This is a genomic window from Acidovorax sp. SUPP3434 (genome assembly GCF_030159015.1).
In the GTDB taxonomy this organism is placed as follows: domain Bacteria; phylum Pseudomonadota; class Gammaproteobacteria; order Burkholderiales; family Burkholderiaceae_C; genus Paracidovorax.
Genome location: NZ_BQXL01000001.1, coordinates 176,211 through 195,897, shown reverse-complemented (window position 1 = coordinate 195,897; position 19,687 = coordinate 176,211). Strand labels below are relative to the sequence as shown.

The following is a 19,687-nucleotide window of genomic DNA, read 5'->3' as shown; positions in this document are numbered from 1 at the left end:
CATGACCTCCTCCCCTGCCTCCGCCACCACCGCCGACAGCGACCGCTTCGCGCACATCTTCGTCGGGGACAGCGAGATGGCGCAACTCATGCGCGCCCACGACTGGGAGGCCACCCCGCTCGGATCGCCGGCGTTCTGGCCCGAACCGCTGAAAGTGGCGCTGCGCATCCTGCTCACCTCGCGCTTCGAGATGTGGCTGGGCTGGGGGCCGGACATCGCTTTCTTCTACAACGACGCCTATCGCCCCACGCTGGGGGCCAAGCACCCGCGAGCGCTCGCTCGCCCGACCGCCGAGGTCTGGGCGGAGATCTGGGACCAGGTGAAGGGCCGCATGCACGCCGTGTACGAGCGGGCCGAGTCCACCTGGGACGACTCGCTCATGCTGCTGCTGGACCGCGCGGGCTACCTGGAGGAGACGTACCACACGTTTTCATACAGCCCCTTGCACGGCGACGACGGCCAGGTCTTCGGCCTGTTCTGCGCGGTATCGGAAGACACGGGCCGCGTGCTCAACGAGCGGCGCCTGCGCCTGCTGCGCGAACTGGGCGCGGCGCTGTCGGCGGTCAACAGCCGCCGGGCCGTGCTCGACACCGCCTGCGAGCGGATGGGGCAGGCCCAACGGGACCTGCCGTTTTCACTCATCTACCTGTACGAACCCTCGGGCGTGGCCCGTCTGAGCTGCAACGCAGGCATCGAACAGGGCCATCGACTGGCGCCCACCGTGCTGGATATGAACTCCCGGGAGCCCTGGCAGGTCCACCGTCTGCAAGCCGGCGACGCGGCCTTCGCCGTGCCGCTGGATGCGGCGCACGACGTGCCCACCGGCGACTGGGATACGCCGGCGCGGGCCGCGTTCGTCGTGGCGCTGCCGGCGCAGGGCGGCGCCCGGTCGGCGGGATTCATGGTCTGCGGGGCCAATCCGCACCGGCCCATGCACGACGGTGAGGCCATGGCGTTCGTGCAGTTGCTGGCCGGTCAGATCGCCTCGCGTCTGGCCAGCGCCGGGGTGCTGGAGGAAAGCACGGCGGAACGCGATCGCCTGCGCAGCCTGTTCCAGAAGGCGCCCGGCTTCATGTGCGTGCTGCGCGGCCCGGAGCATGTGTTCGAGTTCGTCAACGACTCCTATGTGCAGTTGATCGGGCACCGCAGCGTGGAAGGCAAGACGGTGCGCGAAGGCCTGCCCGAGCTGGAAGGCCAGGGGCTGTACGAACTGCTGGACGAGGTCTACCGCACCGGGCAGCCGTACCTGGCCCAGGGCCTCAAGGTCCTCATCCAGCAAAAGCCCGGCATGCCGCTGGCCGAGCGCTACCTGGATTTCATCTACCAACCCACCACCGACGGCCAGGGCGAGGTCACCGGCGTGTTCGCCGAGGGCTACGACGTGACGGAAAAGGTGGTGGCCGAACAGGAGCTTCGCGCGCTGAACAGCCACCTGGAAGCGCGCGTGGTCGAGCGCACCCAGGAGGTCGAGAACGCGCTCGCGCGACTCACCACCGAATCGCGCGAGCGCGAAGCCGCGCAGGAGGCGCTGCGCCAGTCGCAGAAGATGGAGGCCGTGGGGCAGCTCACGGGCGGGCTCGCGCACGATTTCAACAACCTGCTGGCCACGATCACGGGCAGCCTCGAACTGCTTCACCGCCGCGTGGGCCAGGGCCGCTACGACGACCTGGAGCGCTATGTGAGCGTCGGCCAGGGCGCCGCCAAGCGGGCGGCCTCGCTCACCCACCGCATGCTGGCCTTCTCGCGCCGGCAGACACTGGACCCCAAGCCCACGGACGTGAACCGGCTCGTGAAGGGCATGGAAGAGCTGATCCGGCGCACCATCGGGCCTGAAAACGAGCTGGAGGTGGTGGGCGCCGTCGGCCTGTGGACCACGCACGTGGACCCCCACCAGCTGGAAAGCGCCCTGCTCAACCTGTGCATCAACTCGCGCGACGCCATGCCGGGCGGCGGCCGGCTCACCATCGAGACCGCCAACAAGTGGATGGACGAGCGTGCCTCCCTGGACCGCGACCTGCCCCCGGGCCAGTACGTGTCGCTCTGCGTGACCGACACCGGCACCGGCATGGCGCCCGAGATCATCCACCGCGTGTTCGAGCCCTTCTTCACCACCAAGCCGATCGGCATGGGCACGGGCCTGGGGCTGTCGATGGTCTATGGATTCGCGCGGCAGTCCGGCGGCCAGGTGCGCGCCTACTCCGAGCCCGGCATGGGCACGACCATGTGCATCTACCTGCCGCGGCACGAGGCGCCAGCCCAGGACATCGACCTGCCCTCGGTGCCGTCGATCGCGGGAGGCCAGGGCTCGGGCACCGTGCTGGTGGTGGACGACGAGCCGAGCGTGCGGTCGCTGGTGGTGGAGGTGCTGCAGGAGATGGGCTACGACACCATCGAAGCTCAGGACGGGGCATCGGGGCTGCTGGTGCTGCAATCGAGCACCCACCTCGACCTGCTGATCACCGACGTGGGCCTGCCCGGTGGAATGAACGGGCGGCAGATGGCCGACAGCGGCCGGGTCTACCGGCCGGACCTGAAGATCCTGTTCATCACCGGCTATGCCGAGAACGCGGCCGTGGGCAACGGCCACCTGGAGCGGGGCATGCAGGTGCTCACCAAACCCTTCACGCTGGATGCGCTCGCGCGCCGGGTGCAAGGGCTCATCGCCCCGCCCTGAGGTCCTGCCCGTTGAGCCATCCCACTGCAGCCGAGAGGCACGAGGTTCGCCATCGCTGCCGCCGCAGCAGCGGCCTCGGGCCGTACCGGCCCCGCCCTCTGCAAGCACAGGTGTTGCAGGCACAAAACAGACGGTTAACCTGCCCGCTGCCATGGGCAGATCCAGCCCCTAGAATCTTGCTGCAGTCTTTTCTGCCCATCCCGATCCCCTGCCCTTCTTCCGTGTCACAGCGATCCCCTCTCCCTTCCGGCACCCCGGTGCCGGAGACCGACTGCCTTTCGGCGCTGCGACGAACCACGAAGGAATCGCACGCGCAGCTGGATGCCAGCCTGCCACTCGGCAGGGCCGATGCCAGCCTGGAAGACTACCGCCACCACACCCTGGCGCTGAGCGCCTGGCTCACGGCGCTGCAGCCGCACTTGGCGGCCCTGGAGTCGCTGGTGCCCGGTTTCGACTTTGCGCGCCCCGCCCGCCTGCACGCCTTGCACGCGGATTGGCTGGCAACGCACGCCGCGCCGGCGCACGCCAAAGACGGCTTCGGTGATACCAGCGGCTGCACGCAGGAGGTGGCGTCGCAGGCGTTTTCCGCCTTCGGGGCGCCAGGCCATGCCGCCGTCTGCTGGGGCCTGGCCTATGTGGTGGAAGGCTCGCAATTGGGCGGCCAGTTCCTGTACCAGCGCCTGGCGCCCCGGCTGGCGCCGCATCCGCTGCGCTATTTGCAGGGCCTGGGTGCCGGCACGGGTTCGCGCTGGAAACATTTCACCAGGCTGCTCGACACCCACGTGCAGAGCCGTTTCGATATCCAGGCGGCCTGCGCCGGCGCACGCGCCGGCTTCGATGGCCTGCGGCAACAGTTGCAGGGCCAGGGGGTGCTCGCATGATCCAGTCATTCACACCCGGCACCGCCACCACGCTGGACAACTGCGATCGCGAGCCCATCCACGTGCCGGGCAGCATCCAGAGCCATGGCACCCTGATCGCGGTGGACCGCGAAGGCGTGGTCCGCTATGTCGGCGCCAACGTGCAGGCCCTTCTGCACTGCGGCGTGACCGTGGGCAAGCCCCTGCCCGAAAACCCGGGCACCGTGTGCCCGCTGATTGCCGCGCTCCTGCAGGACGGCCTGCAGGCGCTGCGGGGCGAGCGGGATGTGCCCATGCCCAGCGAGCTGCAGGTGGAAGACCGCCAGTTCGACGTGGTGCTGCATGTCGGCAGCGCGATGCTGGTGGCCGAATTCGAACTGCGCCACCAGACCCACAGCGAGCTGGCAGGCTTTGCCGTGCAGGCCCACCGCGCGATGGAAAAGCTGCGCCGGCCCCGGGCCATCGATGAACTGCTGCAGCTGGCCACCGAAGAACTGCGGGCCCTGACCGGCTTCGACCGGGTGATGGCCTATCGCTTTCGCCACGACAGCAGCGGCGAAGTGGCCGCCGAATCGTGTGTCGACACGCTCGACCCCTACCTGGGCCGACGCTATCCGGCCAGCGACATTCCAGCGCAGGCACGCCGGCTCTACGTGGCCAACACTCTGCGGCTGATCGCCGACGTGCGCTCGGCCGCGGTGCCCCTGCTGCAGGAGGCCGGCGCGCCCCCGCTGGACCTGAGCGGCAGCATCCTGCGCAGCGTGTCGCCGATCCACATCGAATACCTGTCCAACATGGGCGTGGGTGCCTCGATGAGCGTGTCCATCGTGATCAACGAACAGCTCTGGGGCCTGATCGCCTGCCACCACATGGGTCCACGCCAGGTGCCTTACAGCGTGCGCATGGCCTGCGACGTGATCGCCCAGGTGCTGTCGGCCAACATTCAGAGCACGCTCTCGCGCTCCCAGGCGGAGCGCTTGCAGCAACTGGCCGGTGCGCGCACCCACCTCATCGAAGAGTTGCTGCACGCGGACGACGAATTCACCGCCCTGACCCAGCACACGGCCGAGATGGCCGCCATCTTGCAGGCCGATGCGGCGCTGGTGGCCCATGGCGCGAAGCTGACCGTTTTCGGCGAGGTGTCGGAAGCGGCGGGCAGCGCCATCGTGCAATGGCTGGCCGCCGAGCCGGTCCAGGACCGGCAGCGCCTGTTCCAGACCCAGTCACTGCCGCAGCTTGCCCCCGACCTGGCCGCCGTGACGTCGCCCTGGTGCGGCGTGCTGGGCATTCCTTTCGACCGGGACCGCAACGGCTGGTTGATCTTTCTTCGCAAGGAGCAGATCGAGACCATCCACTGGGGCGGCAAGCCGGACAAGGACATCCGCCACGGCCCCCTGGGCCCGCGACTCACCCCGCGCGGCTCGTTCGATCTGTGGAAGGAAACCGTCCGGTCCACCGCCGAGCATTGGAGCACGCTGGAACTGGACGCCGCCCGGCAGTTGATGGACGAACTCGTGCGCGTGCAGAACGCGCGCACCGCCGAGATCAATCGCACGCGCAACCAGCTGATGGCCGTGCTGGGCCACGATCTGCGTGACCCGCTGCACTCCATCAGCATGGCCGCGCGCGTGCTCGAACAGGGCGGCACCGACGGCGGGCGGGCCGGCAGGATCGGCCAGCGCATCCAATCCTCCAGCAGCCGCATGCAGCGGCTGGTGAGCCAGGTGATGGACATGTCGCGCCTGCAGAGCGGCCTGGGACTGGATCTGCAGCGCACGGACGTGGATCTGGTCGCCCTGCTGAACGACCTCATTGACGAGGCCCGCACGGCGCACCCCGGTACCGAGATCGTGGGCACCATCCCCGCTGCCCTGAAAGCCCAGGTCGATGCCGATCGCATTGCCCAGGTGGTCGTCAACCTGATCGGCAACGCGCGGCACCATGGCCAGAGCGGACATCCCATCGAGGTGCATGCCAGCGCCACCGGTGAATGGCACGAGATCGCCGTGCGCAATGTCGCCGCCCCCATTCCGGAAGACATCGCCCGCAATCTGTTCAGCCCGTTCAAGGCTTCTTCGGTCGGCAACGCGCGCAATCGGTCGGGGATGGGACTGGGGCTGTACATCGCCCACCAGATCGTCCAGGGGCACGGGGGCAGCATCGGATACGAATACCGCGCACCCCATGTTGTCTTTTCGGTCCAGTTGCCGGTGCAGAGGCCGGGCACAATAGAGGCTTAAGAAGAAGACTATTGGGCTTGATCGTTCGATGGTCTTTAAAAAAAACACTGTACCGTCAGCGAAGCCCCGCATGCCTGCAGACATTCTCATCATTGACGACAACCGCGATGCCTCCGAACTGCTGAGCGACCTGCTCGATCTGCAGGGCTACACGGTGCGCGTCGCCCACAGCGGCAGCGAAGCGCTGCGGCACATGGCGCAGCGCCCCGCCTCGTTGTTCCTCGTGGACCAGCAATTGCCCGACATGCTCGGCACCCAGCTCGTTCCGCAGTTGCGCGCTGCAGCGGCCGGCCGGCCCTGCATCGCGATCGCCATCACGGGATTGGGCGTTTCGGACCGGGCGCAGTTGATCGGTTTCGATCACGTGCTGGCCAAACCGCTGGCCTTCGATGCGTTCGACGCCCTGATCGCTGCCTGCGCAGCCCAGCTGGACCAGCTGGACCAGCAAGGTGACGCCGAGCGCTGACGGATAGCTGACGACCCCGCTCCCCCCGGGCACACGCGGCCATGCTGCGACAAGCCAACCACCCGTCGGCCGGCATGCGCGTGGCGATAATGCCTCGCTCCATGGCGAGTGCACGTGAATGTCGGGGAATGTACGGGCTTCAGGGGCTCCAGCCGCCGCCAAGCACTTCGCCTTTACCCATAAAACAGCGGCTTTGGCCCACGAGGCCAGGACTGCCCCGAGTGTCAGAGCAATCCGTTCAGGTGTCTTATGCTGGACTGGCAGGGATTGCGAGGACTCTTACACTCGACCGCCCGGAAACCCTCCATGCATGAATCTCCCGTCGATCCATCCACCGTCCAACACCTGCTCGGCTACGCCCTGGCGCAGGCACGGGTAGCGGCCAACCGCGCTTTTTTCCAGGCGATCGGCGAGCCCATGCAATTGCGCACCGTCGAGTTTTCCCTGTTGATGCTGCTCATGCCCGGCGAAGGATTGTCCCAACGGCAGCTGGCGCAGGCGCTCAACCTGAGTGCGCCCAACCTCACCCTGGTGGTGAGCCGACTGCAGAGCCGGGGCCTGCTGGTGCGCGAGCGCAATCCCACCGATCGCCGGGCACAGGCCATCCGCCTCACGACCGAGGGCCTGTCCATTGCCCGGCAGGCGCATGCCATTTCGCTGGAGATGGAAGCAGGCATGCGCCAGCTGTACTCGCCGGCCGAATGGGCGCTGCTGCTGGAGTTGCTGCAGCGCGTCAGCCCCGGCGCGCAGTCGGCCAACGAGGAGCCGGCGCGGGCAGCCCAGCGGCAGGCGACCCGTGCCCCCATCGGCCACCAGCGCAACAATATCAACGGCATATAGCTATCAATTAAATAGCAAACATCCAGAAGGCCACGGCCAGCACGCCATTCGCCGTACGCGAGATTCGGCTGTACGCTGGCGTCCCCGACGCGTAGCTGCTTAAGCGGCATGTGACACCAGCGCGGGTGTCCGCTGCGATGGTGGCCGTGACAATTCGCAGCCGTGCCGGCGCCCGGACCAAGCACCGTGGCAAGACCGCAGAACCATGTAGGCAAGTGCCTACATAGGCAGGTAGGAACTTCCTGCAACCTCTTGTTGCATCGCAACAGAAGATGCGTCCAGGACCACCTGCATGCACCCCAACTCCCTCCATGACCCGGCCTCCGGAGCCCCCTGCCTTCCAGGCAAGGCTCCGAGCCGGGCTCCGTCGCGCGTGAAAAGGGATGCAAGAGGAGGATGGCCCGGATCGATCCGCATGGCGCATGTGCTGGCAGCCACCGGGCTGCCCAGCATCCCCGCGTTCCGATGTCGATCTCCGCAGCCCACCCTGATTGTCTCCACCTCACCTTTCCACGTCTGATCCATCTGGGAGTTCCCACCATGTCACGCACCAAAAATGTCCTCGCCATCGTCATGGCCGGCGGTGAAGGCTCCCGCCTTCATCCGCTAACCGCGGAGCGCTGCAAGCCGGCCGTGCCGTTCAACGGCAAGCACCGCATCGTGGACTTCGTCCTGTCCAACCTGGTGAACTCGGAGATCTTTTCCATCTACCTGCTGGTGCAGTACAAGTCGCAGTCGCTCATCGAGCACATCCGCCAGTCGTGGACCATGGCCCGCTTCATTCCCGAGCATTTCGTGACGGTGGTGCCGCCCCAGATGCGCAACGGCCCCGAATGGTTCCAAGGCACGGCCGATTCGGTCTACCAGAACATCCACCTGATCGAAAGCTTCCGGCCCGACATCGTCGCGGTGTTCGGAGCGGATCACATCTATCGCATGGACGTGCGCCAGATGATCGATTTCCACGTGGCCAACAACGCCGATGTCAGCGTGGCCACGTTGCCGGTGAAGCTTTCGCAGTGCGACCAATTCGGCATCGTGGAAACGGACGAGAACCACCGCATCACGCAGTTCGTCGAGAAGCCGAAATCCACGCACCCCATGCCCGGCAGTTCCACGCATGCGCTGGCCTCCATGGGCAACTACCTCTTCAATGCGGACGTGCTGCTCGACGCACTCAAGAAAGCGCACGAGACCGGTCACAGCGATTTCGGCAAGCACATCCTGCCGACCATGCTGGAGTCGCACCGCCTGATGGCCTATGACTTCGACACCAACACCATCCCTGGAACCGAGCCCTACGAAGAGCACGGCTACTGGCGCGATGTGGGCACCATCGATTCGTACTTCGACGCCCACTTCGACACGCTGGGCGCGACGCCGCGCTTTCGCATGACCAACCGCCAGTGGCCGATCTACGCCAGCCCCGACCAGGCGGAATCCGCCCAGATCGAAAATGGCGTGATCCACCGGTCGGTAGTGGGCTCGGGCAGCATCGTGGACGGGGCCTCCCTCGACCATGCCATGCTGCGCCGTTCGGTCGTCGTCGAGCGCGATGCCCGTCTGGAGCATTGCATCGTGATGGAGCGCACCCGCATTGGCCGCGGCGCCCAGATCCGGCGCGCCATCATCGACCAGGACAACGACGTGCCCGCCCATGAACGCATCGGCTTCAATCTGGAAGAAGACCGCAAGCGCTTCCATGTCACCGAAAGCGGCATCGTGGTGGTCCCACGCAAGTTCTTCACGACCCAGCAGGATTCCGGCACCAACACCCCCAGCATCGGCCGTGCCCGGCCACCGGCCCCCATGGCCCCCGAAAGCGACCGCAAAGTAGCTGCATGAAACCCGACCTGATGAATACGCCTTCCGCTCCCGTTGCATCCCGCCACAAGAAAGTCCGTTATACCGTCGAGCCGGGCCGCCACTGGCCGCAGGGGGCCACGGCGAGCCGGCACGGCGTGAACTTCGCCGTCTATGCGCCATCGGCCGAAAAGGTGGAGATCTGCCTGTTCTCCGAGGACGATCAGGAAACGGCGCGCATCACGCTGCCCTGCCTGAGCCGGGACACGTGGCACGGATTGGTGAAGGGGTTGAAGGTCGGTCAGAAGTACGGACTGCGGGTGCACGGCCCCTACGAGCCTGGCAACGGACATCGCTTCAACCCCGCGAAACTGTTGCTGGACCCGTACGCGCTCGCCCTCGATCGGCCGGTGCTCGGCCATGCGGAGCAATTCGGCTACGAACTGGATCAGGAAGAAGAAGACCTGCAGCCCAGCACCGTGGACAACGGTGCGGTGGCGCCCAAATGCCGCGTCGTCAAATCGCGTTTCGACTGGGGTGACGATGCGCCACCCCGCGTTTCTGCCAAAGACACCGTGTTCTACGAAGTGCATGTGAAGGGCTTTACCCAGACCATGCCCGGCGTGCCCGAGCCCCTGCGAGGCACGTATGCCGGACTGGCCAGCGATGCCGCCATTGCCCACCTGCGCGAGCTGGGAATCACCAGCGTGGAGCTGTTGCCTGTCCAGGCATTTCTGGACGACAAGCGGCTGGTGGACAACGACCTCACCAACTACTGGGGCTACAACACCGTTGCGTTCTTCGCGCCGGAGCCACGCTACAGCGCCTCCAAGTCAGACGGCGGCGTGGACGAATTCAAGGCCATGGTGAAGGCGCTGCACGCTGCCGGGCTGGAGGTGATTTTGGACGTGGTCTACAACCACACGGGAGAAGGCAATCACTTGGGGCCGACCATCAGCTTCAAGGGCATCGACAACGCCGCCTATTACCGGCTGTCTCCGGAAGACGCGCGCTACTACGTGGACTACACCGGCACCGGCAATACGGTGGATACAAGCAGCCCGGCCGCGTTGCGCCTGGTGCTCGACAGCCTGCGCTACTGGGTGACGGAAATGCACGTGGATGGTTTCCGCTTCGACCTGGCCTGCGCACTGGGCCGTGACCCCACGGGCGCCTTCACGCACCGTGCCGCTTTTTTCGCGGCCGTGGCGCAAGACCCCGTGCTGTCGGGTGTCAAGCTCATTGCCGAGCCTTGGGACCTGGGCCCGGACGGCTACCAGGTGGGCGGATTCCCGGTGGGATGGATGGAATGGAATGGCCGCTACCGCGACGCCGTGCGCGATTATTGGCGCAACGCCGACAGCAGCCTACCCTCGTTCGCCGCCTGCCTGTGCGGTAGCGCCGACATGCTCGCCGCACGCAAGCGACCGCCGGTGGACAGCGTGAACATCGTGACGGTGCATGACGGCTTCAGTCTGGCCGACCTGGTGAGCTACAACGAGAAGCACAACGACGCGAACAAGGAAGACAACCGCGACGGTGAAAACCACAACCGCAGTTGGAACTGCGGTGCCGAAGGCCCATCGGACGATCCCGCAATCCAGGCCCTGCGCGCGCGCCAGATGCGCAATTTCATCGCCACTCTGTTCGTCTCGCACGGCACGCCATTGCTGCTGGGCGGCGACGAGATGGCCCGCACCCAGCACGGCAACAACAACGGCTACTGTCAGGACAGCGCCCTGTCCTGGTACGACTGGAACCAGGCCACGAGCGAGGCCGAGTTGATGGGATTCACCCGGGCCCTGCTGGCACTACGGCATGCATTGCCTGTGTTGCGTCCTGCCGTGCACCCGGCAGGCACCACCGGACACCCTGCTTGCGTGGCCCTGAACTGGCACAGCGTCTGGGGCCTGGCGATGACCCAGGAGGAATGGGAAGATCCCCAGGTGCGCTGCGTAGCAGCGCTGATGGAGGGCCACGGCGACAGCGAGTCGGTGATGTTGCTGTTCAATGCGACCCCTGCCGATGCGGTCTTCACCCTGCCTCAGGACGAGCATGGCCGCGTGTGGACCGTGCGGGTGGACACCCGCACCGCTGCCGTGCCACCAACCGACGCGACAGACATCGCTGCGGGCGGGCAGTGGACGCTGCAGCCGCATTCCATGGCCGTTCTGACCACACCCTCACGCACCGACCTGTCATGAAGTACCGGCATGACATGCCGTTCGGCGCCCGGCTCACGGCCGACGGCGGCGCCGGATTCAGCCTTTGGGCGCCCAACGCCCGCGAAGTGGTTTTGCACCATGGCACGGCGCCAGCGTCGCCCATGGTGCCGCTCCCGGCGCAATCCCGTCCGAACGGCTGGTGGCACGTGGAATTGCAAGCAGCCTCTCGCGCCACCCGCTATCAGTGGCAGGTGGACGGTGGCCCGCTGATGCCGGACCCGGCATCGCGCAGCAATCCCCACGGCCCGCATGGCGCCAGCGAGATCACCGATGCCAAGGACTTCGACTGGCAGGTGGACTGGCAAGGGCGGCCCTGGAGCGAGGTGGTTCTGTATGAACTGCATGTGGGCACGTTCACGCCCGAAGGCACCCTGCAAGCCGCGCTGCAGCAGTTGCCGCGCCTGAAAGACTTGGGCATCACCGCAGTGGAATTGATGCCCCTGGCATGCTTCGGGGGCCGGTTCGGCTGGGGATATGACGGCGTGCTGCCCTTCGCTCCGCACCCTGACTACGGAACCCCCGATGACCTCAAACGCTTCATCGATGGGGCGCATGCGCTGGACCTCATGGTGATGCTCGACGTGGTTTACAACCACTTCGGACCGGACGGAAACTACCTCGGCCTCTACGCACCGCAGTTCTTTTCTGAAAAGCACACCAGCCCTTGGGGCGCCGCCATCAACTTCGACGGCGCCCAGAGCGGGTCCGTGCGTGAATTCTTCATCCACAACGCGATGTACTGGATCGAGGAATTCCGGTTCGACGGACTCCGCCTGGACGCGGTGCATGCCATCATCGACGACAGCGAGCCCGACTTTCTCGCCGAACTTTCGCAGCGCGTGCGAACCGCATGCGCTGGCCGGCATGTACACCTCGTCCTCGAAAACGAGAAGAACCAGCCGGAGCATCTGGCGCCCAGCCCCCAGCCCTCCCGCTATGACGCGCAATGGAATGACGATTTTCACCATGCACTGCATGTGCTGCTGACTGGCGAAACGCAGGGCTATTACGGCGACTACGGCATTGAGCCAACCGCCCTGTTGGCGCGCGCGCTGACGAACGGCTATGTCTTTGCCCACAGCGATCGCGACGGACAAGGTCGCAGGCACCAGGTGGTGGCTGCGGCGCCCGAGCCCCTTTCCACCATGGTCCAGTTCTTCGGCAACCACGATCAGGTCGGCAATCGCGCGTTCGGTGAAAGGCTGGCGCAATTGGTTCCAGCGCCCGCTGCCGAACTGGCCATGCTGCTGACTTTGCTGGGCCCGGCGACGCCGCTGATCTTCATGGGCGATGAATTCGGCGCCCAGACACCGTTTCTCTACTTTGCCGATTGGGAAGGGGAACTGCGCGATGCCGTGCGCCAGGGCCGGTTGCGCGAATTCGGCCACGAAGTCCCGCCGGGCGGCACGCTTCCGGATCCTTGCGATGCGGTCACCTTCGCACACAGCCGCCTCGACTGGCAGCAAGCCGACAGCCCGCAAGGCCTGGCGCGACAAGCCTTGCTGCGTGAGGCGCTCGCAGCGCGCAGGCAGTGGCTCAACCCACGCCAGCACCGGCTGGTACCACGGGGCCACGTGGCCCGGGTGGTGGGCGCCCGCGGCCTGCAGGTGCGGTGGCATTACGACGATGGCGCGCAATGGCAGATGGATATCAACCTGAGCGAAATGCCCGTCGAGGCGCCGATACCCGACGGCCCCCAGGGAACCCCGCGGTTTTCACACCGCTGGAGCAATGACACGACCCAATGGGCACCTTGGTCCGCCCGCTGGTGTTTTCTGGAGCCCAACGCATGACGGACCCTACCCCCGGCGAAGCACTGCGCCATCGCGCCCACTTGGCCGGCATTGCGCTGAACTACACCAGCTTCTGGGGCGAGCACCGCGACGTGCCGGCCTCCGTCATCGAGCGGGCGCTGGCCGCCATGGGAAGCCATGCAGATACCAGCGCCGTGCCTTCCCCCGTGCTGGTATCGGAGGGCAGCGCGGCCACCGTGCCGCTTCACAACGAAGGGCCCTGGCGCCTGTTCACCGCTGAGACGGCGGAACGCACGCTGGTGTGCGAGGGCGTAGGCACCGTCGCCGAGGTACCCGCTTCGCTGTCCATGGGCTACTACGCCCTCCATTCACCGGGGGCATCGGCCGAACGGCTGGTCATCGTGGCGCCCGAGCATTGCTGGTCCCCGGAGCCCCTGCGGCAAGGCGAACGCTGGTGGGGCCTGAGTGCCCAGCTGTACGCCCTGCGCTCGGAACGAAACTGGGGGATTGGCGATTTCACCGATCTGGCTGACCTCGTGTCCATTGCTGCCGGGCAAGGCGCGGCTTTCGTCGGATTGAGCCCGTTGCATGCCTTGCGCGCGGATCAGCCAGAGGCTGCAAGCCCCTATAGCCCGTCAAGCCGGATGGCTTTGAACACGCTCTTCATCGATGTGGCGGCGGTGCCTGAATTCATGCGCAGTTCGGCTGCGCAGACACTGTTCTCGGACGCCGCTTTCCAGCAGCGGCTGGGTGCGTTGCGGGCTTCGAGCGAAGTGCGCTATGCCGAAGTCGCAGCCGCCAAGCAGGAGGTGCTGGGGCTGCTGTGGGACGAGTTCCAGCGCAGCGAATCGAGCACCGACTCGCCGCGAGCGGCGGCTTTCCGCGACTTCATGAGGGGTCAAGCCGACATCCTCGGGCAACACGCGCTGTACGAGGCCATCCAGTGCCATTTGAACGCCATCGACCCCAGTGTCTGGGGTTGGCCTGCATGGCCCGAAGCGATGCGCGACCCCCAGGGTGCCGAGGTGAAATCCTTTGCCCAGGACCATGCGGATCAAGTGCAGTACCGCTTCTGGCTGCAGTGGCTGGCACATGCACAACTCGATCGGGTGAGCCAACGGGCGCGTTCGATGATGCCGCTGGGTCTGTATTGCGACTTGGCGGTCGGAGCGAACGACGGGGGCTCGGAGACCTGGACCGGCCAGGGCCTGTACGCGCGTGGCATGAACGTGGGGGCTCCACCGGACCCGCTCAACCACCAGGGACAGGATTGGGGCCTTCCTCCGATGAATCCCTGTGCGTTGGCGACGGCGCATTTCCTGCCCATGCGCCGATTGCTGACGAGCGTGATGCGCCCGGCCGGCGCCTTGCGGATGGACCATGTCATGGCACTCATGCGCCTGTTCTGGACCAGTGCGGACGGCGGTGCCTACGTTTACTACCCTCTGGACGCCTTGCTGGCCATCATGTCCATTGAAAGCCATCGCCACCAATGCTTGGTGATCGGCGAAGACCTGGGCAACGTCGCGCCGCAGATGCGGGAGGCCATGGCGCACAAAACGCTGTTGTCCTATCGGCCTTTGATTTTCGAACGTGCCGACGGCGGCGCGTTCCGCACGCCGGCCCATTGGCCTCACCAGGCCCTGGCAGTGGTCAGCACGCATGACCTGCCCACACTGCGTGGGTTTTGGGCGGCCGAAGACATCGAGGTGCAGTCGCGCCTGGGCTGGCTGTCCGCCCCGGACGCCCACGCCCGCGCCTTGATGGAGCGCGCCCAGGACCGCGTGAGATTGCTCATCGCGCTCAACGAGGAAGGGCTGCTTCCGAGCGGCGCCACTGCGGACCCGCAATCGGTGCCCGAAGCCAACGCGGACTTCGTGGCCGCCGTGCATCGCTATCTCGCCAGAACACCCTGCTGGCTGGCGGCAGTGCAACTGGAAGACGTGACAGGCCAACTGGAGCAGGTCAATGTGCCGGGCTCCACCGAGGCCATGCAGCCCAACTGGCGCCGGCGCCTGAGCGTGCCGCTGGAAAAGCTAGCGACCCATCCCTGCTTTTCGGACATTGCGGCCGCGATGCGCGCCGAGCGCGGCGGCGCAGCCCTGCCCTTCAGCGAGGCACTGCCGCCGCTCGACACCGCCGATATTCCCCTGGCGACGTACCGGGTGCAGTTCCACGAAGGCAATACCTTCGAGCAGGTCACCCGGGCCGTGCCCTATCTCCATGCACTGGGGATCAGCCACCTCTACAGCTCGCCGTATCTCAAGGCCGCGCCGGGCAGCACGCACGGCTACAACGTGGTGGACCCGACCCGTCTGAATCCCGAAGTCGGATCGGAGGCCACGCACACCGCCTTGTGCGAAGCGCTGCAGGCGCACGGGCTCAGCCAGGTGCTCGACATCGTGCCCAACCACATGGGGGTGCTGGATTCCAGTAACCCCTGGTGGCAGGACGTGCTCGAGCATGGGCGGGCCTCCGCCCATGCAGGCACCTTCGACATCGAGTGGGAGCCGACCGCGCCAGAAATGCACGGGCGCGTGCTTCTGCCGATGCTGGGCGGTCATTACGGCCGCGTTCTCGAATCCGGCGAACTTCAGGTGGCATTCGACCCTCAAGGGGGGCGGTTCAGCATCCGCTACTGGGACCACCAGCTTCCCATCGACCCACAGCATTACGCGCGCATTTTTGCAGCCGTGCCGGCCCCGGTTTCCCGCAGCGAACGCGATGGCGACAGCCTGGCACAGATGCAATCGTTGGTGGATGCGTTCGGCAATCTGCCCTCTCGCAATACCAGTGACGAGAACGAGCGCACCATGCGCCAAAGGGACGCGCCGCTGCATCAGCGGCGGCTTGCGGAATTGGCCGGCGAGCACTCCTGGGTGCGCCAATGGATCGAAGCGCTTCTGACACAGTGGAACGGCCAAAAGGACAGTCCGGAAAGCTTCGACGCGCTGGACCAATTGCTGCGCGATCAGGCGTACCGCTTGGCGGACTGGCGTGTGGCAGGCGACGACATCAACTACCGACGATTCTTCGACGTCAATTCCTTGGCTGCCGTTCGCATGGAAGACCCAGCCGTCTTCGAGGCAACCCACACCTGCATCTTCCGCTGGCTGGCTGAGGGAAAGATCTCCGGATTGCGCATCGACCATCCGGATGGATTGGCCGACCCCACCCAGTACTTCGACCGGCTGCAAAAGCGCTATGCGTCGCTGGCGCGGGCCGCGGGGCGGGAGCCCCGTGCGCTATACCTCATCGTGGAAAAGATCCTGGCGGACCATGAGCCGCTGCCGCAGGATTGGCCCGTGCATGGAGCCACAGGATACCGGTTCAGCAGCCTGGTCAACGGGCTATTCGTCGAGCCGGCCTCTCAAGCGGCCTTCGACGATGCGTACTCCGCATTCACCGGCGATCGCAAGGAATTCGAAGAGGCGGTGCACGAGTGCAAGAAGCACATCATCGAAACCTCGCTGTTCAGTGACCTGGGGTGGCTGGCCGACACGCTCTACCGCATCAGCCGCACCGATCGCAAGACCTGCGATTTCACGCGCAATCAGCTGCGCATCGCGCTGACGGAGGTGGCCGCGGTCTTTCCGGTCTACCGCACCTACATCGCGCCCGACGGTACGGGGCTGTCCGACACGGATCGGCAACACATCGAGTGGGCCATTGCGGCGGCACGTCGCCGCATGGGCACCGCCGAGGGCGGCGTGCTCGCGTACCTGCAAGGCGTCTTTGTCGGCACGGAAGGTCAGCACCTGCCCGCGTTGCGGGGTGCGTTCCTGCGCCGCTGGCAACAGTTCACGGCGCCGGTGATGGCAAAGTCCGTAGAGGACACGGCGTTCTACCGCTATGTGCGCCTGGTGTCGCTGAACGATGTCGGCTCGGAGCCGCGGCGTTTCGGATTGTCCGGCGCCGCATTCCATCAGGCCAACCTGCAACGATCGCGGCGATTGCCGCATGGGCTGCTGGCGACCTCCACGCATGACAGCAAGCGTTCGGAAGATCTGCGCGCCCGCCTGAACGTGCTGTCCGAGATTCCAGCGCTGTGGGAAGACACGGCGATTCAACTGCGCGAACTCGGCACCCGTTTCACGACGGAGATCGACGGTGCGGTGGTTCCCAGCCCCCATGATCTCTGGGCGCTCTATCAAGCCCTGGTCGGCATCTGGCCGGCAGAAGGCGCCGATGAGGAGGAGCGGATCGGCTTGCGAGACCGCGCCAAGCAGTACATGGTCAAAGCCATGCGCGAGGCCAAGCAGGCGACCAACTGGCTGTTTCCCAACGAGGCCTATGAGGCGGCCGTTGACCGCTACATCGACGGCGTGCTCTCCACGGATCGTTTCGTGCGCGAGCTGGAGAAATTCGTCCAGTCCATCGCCCCCTACGGATTTCGCAACAGCCTGTGCCAGCTCGCGCTGAAGCTGACGGTCCCCGGCGTGCCCGACATCTACCAAGGCTGCGAGCAGTGGAACTTCAGCCTCGTGGACCCGGACAACCGCAGACCCGTCGACTTCACGGAACTGGAGCGTTCATTGGAAACGGTGCGTTCGCACTACGCCCTGGGGTATCCCAAGACCGCCGCATGGCGAGAGATGCTGGGTGCATCTCCGGCGCCGCTGGTCAAGCAACTGGTCACATGGCGGCTGCTGCAGTTGCGGCAGAAAATGCCGGAACTGTTCCTGAACGCCACCTACCTTCCTCTGACCCTGGAGGGGCCGAGCGCCGAACATGCCGTCGCGTTTGCACGCATCCGGGAAGGCAAAGCCATTGTGGTTGTCTGCTCGCGGTTGCTGTACGGGCTGACCGCTATGGGTTGGCGTGGAACCCGCGTCGCGCTTGCCGCGGTACATCCTGCCTTGGACAAAATTCCAAGGTGGAAAAACTGGATGACGGGAGTGTCCCTGATATCCGACAAAGATGAAGGCCTGGAACTGGACATGCTGATGGGCGAGTTGCAACCAGAGGGCGGTACCTTGCCATTCGTGGTGTTGGTGCCCGAGGATGTCGAATGAAAGTCCTCTTCGTCACGCCTGAATGCGCCCCACTGGTCAAAACCGGTGGGCTAGGCGATGTCAGTGCCGCCCTGCCCCGTGCGTTGGCCGCCCTGGGGCACGATGTTGCCTTGCTCATGCCGGCCTACGGCGATATGGCCATCACCGGCCAGATCGTGGGCTTGTTCGCCATTGCGCCGCAGGGTGCCTGGCCGGCAGCGCAATTGCTGCAACTGCGCCAGGAAGACGGTTTCATCCTCTACCTGCTTTCGTGCCCTCAACTCTATGCACGCGCTGGCACACCCTACGGCGCACCCAACGGCACGGATCACGATGACAACGCGCTGCGCTTTGGCCTGCTCAGCCGCGTCTCGGCCATGATGGGAACACAGGCCACGCCCTGTGGATGGCAGGCCGACATCGTGCATGCCAACGATTGGCCCACTGGGCTGGCGCCGTTCTATCTGGCGCAAGCGCGTGCCACGGCCGACGGCGCCCCAGTGGCACGCAGCATCATCACCGTGCACAACCTGGCATTCCAGGGCATCTTTCCGATGCAGACATGCCATGCGCTGGAGATTCCGCCGGAGCATCGTGGCATCGCGGGTGTCGAATTCTGGGGTGGCATGTCGATGCTCAAAGCCGGCCTGAATTTTGCAGACGCCATCACCACCGTCAGCCCCACGTACGCACGCGAAATCCAGGGCCCCGAACTTGGATTCGGTTTAGACGGGGTGCTGCGGGAGCGTGCCGACGCATTGCACGGCATTCTCAATGGTGTCGACACGAACACATGGAACCCGGCGAGCGATCCTCTCATCGCTGCGCCATACAGTTTGGAAAGCCCATCGGGCAAGGCGCTGAACAAAACCGCGTTGCGCCAGCGATGCGGGCTGGATACTGCGGAAAACCGCATGCTGTTCGGCCTGGTCGGACGGCTCACCCAGCAAAAAGGCGTCGATCTCGTGGTGGAGGGCGCGGAGCGTTTGGTGCAGCAAGGGGCACAGCTTGTCGTCTTGGGCAATGGAGATGCTGCGATCCAGTCCCGCTTCACACATCTGGCGGCCCTGCACCCTGAGCACATCAGCGTGACGCTGGGCTTTGATGAATCGTTGGCCCACCAGATCGAGGCGGGCGCGGACTGTTTCCTCATGCCCTCACGATTCGAGCCATGCGGACTGAACCAGATGTACAGCCAGATCTACGGAACCCCCCCGATCGTGACGAACACGGGTGGACTCGCGGACTCCGTCGTGGACGCTGATTCATCTCAGTCGGCAGGCACCGGATTCATCATGCCGGCCGCCACCCAGGAAATGTTTGACGAAGCGGTGCAGCGGGCCATCGCGGCATGGCAATCACCCGTCACCTGGGAATCGCTTCAACGTGCCGGAATGCGGCAAACCTTCGGTTGGGACGCATCGGCCAGGGTCTATTCAGATCTGTACGGTCAATTGCTTCAGCCCTGAGCGCCAGGCCGAGATCATCGTTCTGTTCTGTCCTACAAAAAGCGAAAGAGGCTGCGGAAATACTTGTCGAGCGATTGGCAACAAGGCATCGCCAACCCGGCGCCTGCACTTTTCTAGGAGATAGAAATGACCCGTAAATCCTGGCCCTTCCTGTCCACATACCAAGAGCGCAGTCCTGAACAGAACGTGGCCTTTTCATCTGCCGATGCGACCAAGTCTTCAGCCGGGCAAAGCGCTATTTCCTTGGGCATGGAACGGGTAGGCACTGCTTCATCACCGATGAACCACACGCCCCTTCGCTGCTCTGACTTCACCATCGGCAATCTTTCGCCTTCGGTTGCCTAAGGAGGAGAGGCCGCAAC

Annotated in this window: 10 protein-coding genes and 1 pseudogene; all 11 read left to right on the top strand. The window is 65.4% G+C overall.

The features are described 5' to 3' along the window. The first annotated feature begins 1 nt into the window (after position 1). Positions 2-2,674: an ATP-binding protein gene (locus tag AVKW3434_RS00875; protein ID WP_284403600.1), complete on the top strand. Its 2,673-nt coding sequence runs from the start codon at positions 2-4 to the stop codon at positions 2,672-2,674. 257 nt (positions 2,675-2,931) lie between these two features. Further along, positions 2,932-3,555 carry a biliverdin-producing heme oxygenase gene (locus AVKW3434_RS00870; protein ID WP_284403598.1) on the top strand — a complete coding sequence of 208 codons (624 nt, stop codon included), beginning with the start codon at positions 2,932-2,934 and terminating at the stop codon, positions 3,553-3,555. Further along, the gene (locus AVKW3434_RS00865; RefSeq protein WP_284403596.1) at positions 3,552-5,774 is read left to right on the top strand and encodes an ATP-binding protein; all 2,223 of its coding nucleotides are present in this window, start codon (positions 3,552-3,554) and stop codon (positions 5,772-5,774) included. The genes AVKW3434_RS00870 and AVKW3434_RS00865 overlap by 4 nt, the downstream gene beginning before the upstream one ends. Positions 5,775-5,844: 70 nt before the next feature. Continuing rightward, the gene (locus tag AVKW3434_RS00860) at positions 5,845-6,240 is read left to right on the top strand and encodes a response regulator (protein WP_284403594.1); all 396 of its coding nucleotides are present in this window, start codon (positions 5,845-5,847) and stop codon (positions 6,238-6,240) included. A 306-nt stretch (positions 6,241-6,546) separates the two neighbouring features. Beyond that, positions 6,547-7,080 (top strand): MarR family winged helix-turn-helix transcriptional regulator, encoded by a 534-nt coding sequence (locus AVKW3434_RS00855; protein WP_284403592.1) that lies wholly within the window; start codon positions 6,547-6,549, stop codon positions 7,078-7,080. A gap of 540 nt (positions 7,081-7,620) precedes the next feature. Then, positions 7,621-8,925 (top strand): glucose-1-phosphate adenylyltransferase, encoded by a 1,305-nt coding sequence (gene glgC, locus AVKW3434_RS00850; protein ID WP_284401806.1) that lies wholly within the window; start codon positions 7,621-7,623, stop codon positions 8,923-8,925. An 11-nt stretch (positions 8,926-8,936) separates the two neighbouring features. Next, positions 8,937-11,087, top strand: coding sequence for a glycogen debranching protein GlgX (gene glgX / locus AVKW3434_RS00845; RefSeq protein WP_284403590.1), 2,151 nt, complete (start codon positions 8,937-8,939; stop codon positions 11,085-11,087). Further along, positions 11,084-12,901 (top strand): malto-oligosyltrehalose trehalohydrolase, encoded by a 1,818-nt coding sequence (gene treZ, locus AVKW3434_RS00840; protein WP_284403589.1) that lies wholly within the window; start codon positions 11,084-11,086, stop codon positions 12,899-12,901. The genes glgX and treZ overlap by 4 nt, the downstream gene beginning before the upstream one ends. Then, positions 12,898-17,877 carry a malto-oligosyltrehalose synthase gene (locus AVKW3434_RS00835; RefSeq protein WP_284403585.1) on the top strand — a complete coding sequence of 1,660 codons (4,980 nt, stop codon included), beginning with the start codon at positions 12,898-12,900 and terminating at the stop codon, positions 17,875-17,877. Before treZ ends, AVKW3434_RS00835 begins: the two co-directional genes overlap by 4 nt. Continuing rightward, positions 17,874-19,387: pseudogene (gene glgA / locus AVKW3434_RS00830) on the top strand (glycogen synthase GlgA); the annotation flags it as partial. The gene AVKW3434_RS00835 and the pseudogene glgA, both read left to right, overlap by 4 nt. 64 nt (positions 19,388-19,451) lie before the next feature. Then, positions 19,452-19,670: a hypothetical protein gene (locus AVKW3434_RS00825; RefSeq protein ID WP_284403583.1), complete on the top strand. Its 219-nt coding sequence runs from the start codon at positions 19,452-19,454 to the stop codon at positions 19,668-19,670. Positions 19,671-19,687 lie beyond the last annotated feature (17 nt).

Excerpts from the sequence above, each read along its gene's own strand:
- AVKW3434_RS00875 (WP_284403600.1), top strand. The coding sequence starts at position 2 with ATGACCTCCTCCCCTGCCTCCGCCACCACCGCCGACAGCGACCGCTTC.
- AVKW3434_RS00865 (WP_284403596.1), top strand. The coding sequence starts at position 3,552 with ATGATCCAGTCATTCACACCCGGCACCGCCACCACGCTGGACAACTGC.
- AVKW3434_RS00860 (WP_284403594.1), top strand. The coding sequence starts at position 5,845 with ATGCCTGCAGACATTCTCATCATTGACGACAACCGCGATGCCTCCGAA.
- AVKW3434_RS00855 (WP_284403592.1), top strand. The coding sequence starts at position 6,547 with ATGCATGAATCTCCCGTCGATCCATCCACCGTCCAACACCTGCTCGGC.
- glgC (WP_284401806.1), top strand. The coding sequence starts at position 7,621 with ATGTCACGCACCAAAAATGTCCTCGCCATCGTCATGGCCGGCGGTGAA.
- glgX (WP_284403590.1), top strand. The coding sequence starts at position 8,937 with ATGAATACGCCTTCCGCTCCCGTTGCATCCCGCCACAAGAAAGTCCGT.
- treZ (WP_284403589.1), top strand. The coding sequence starts at position 11,084 with ATGAAGTACCGGCATGACATGCCGTTCGGCGCCCGGCTCACGGCCGAC.
- AVKW3434_RS00835 (WP_284403585.1), top strand. The coding sequence starts at position 12,898 with ATGACGGACCCTACCCCCGGCGAAGCACTGCGCCATCGCGCCCACTTG.
- AVKW3434_RS00825 (WP_284403583.1), top strand. The coding sequence starts at position 19,452 with ATGACCCGTAAATCCTGGCCCTTCCTGTCCACATACCAAGAGCGCAGT.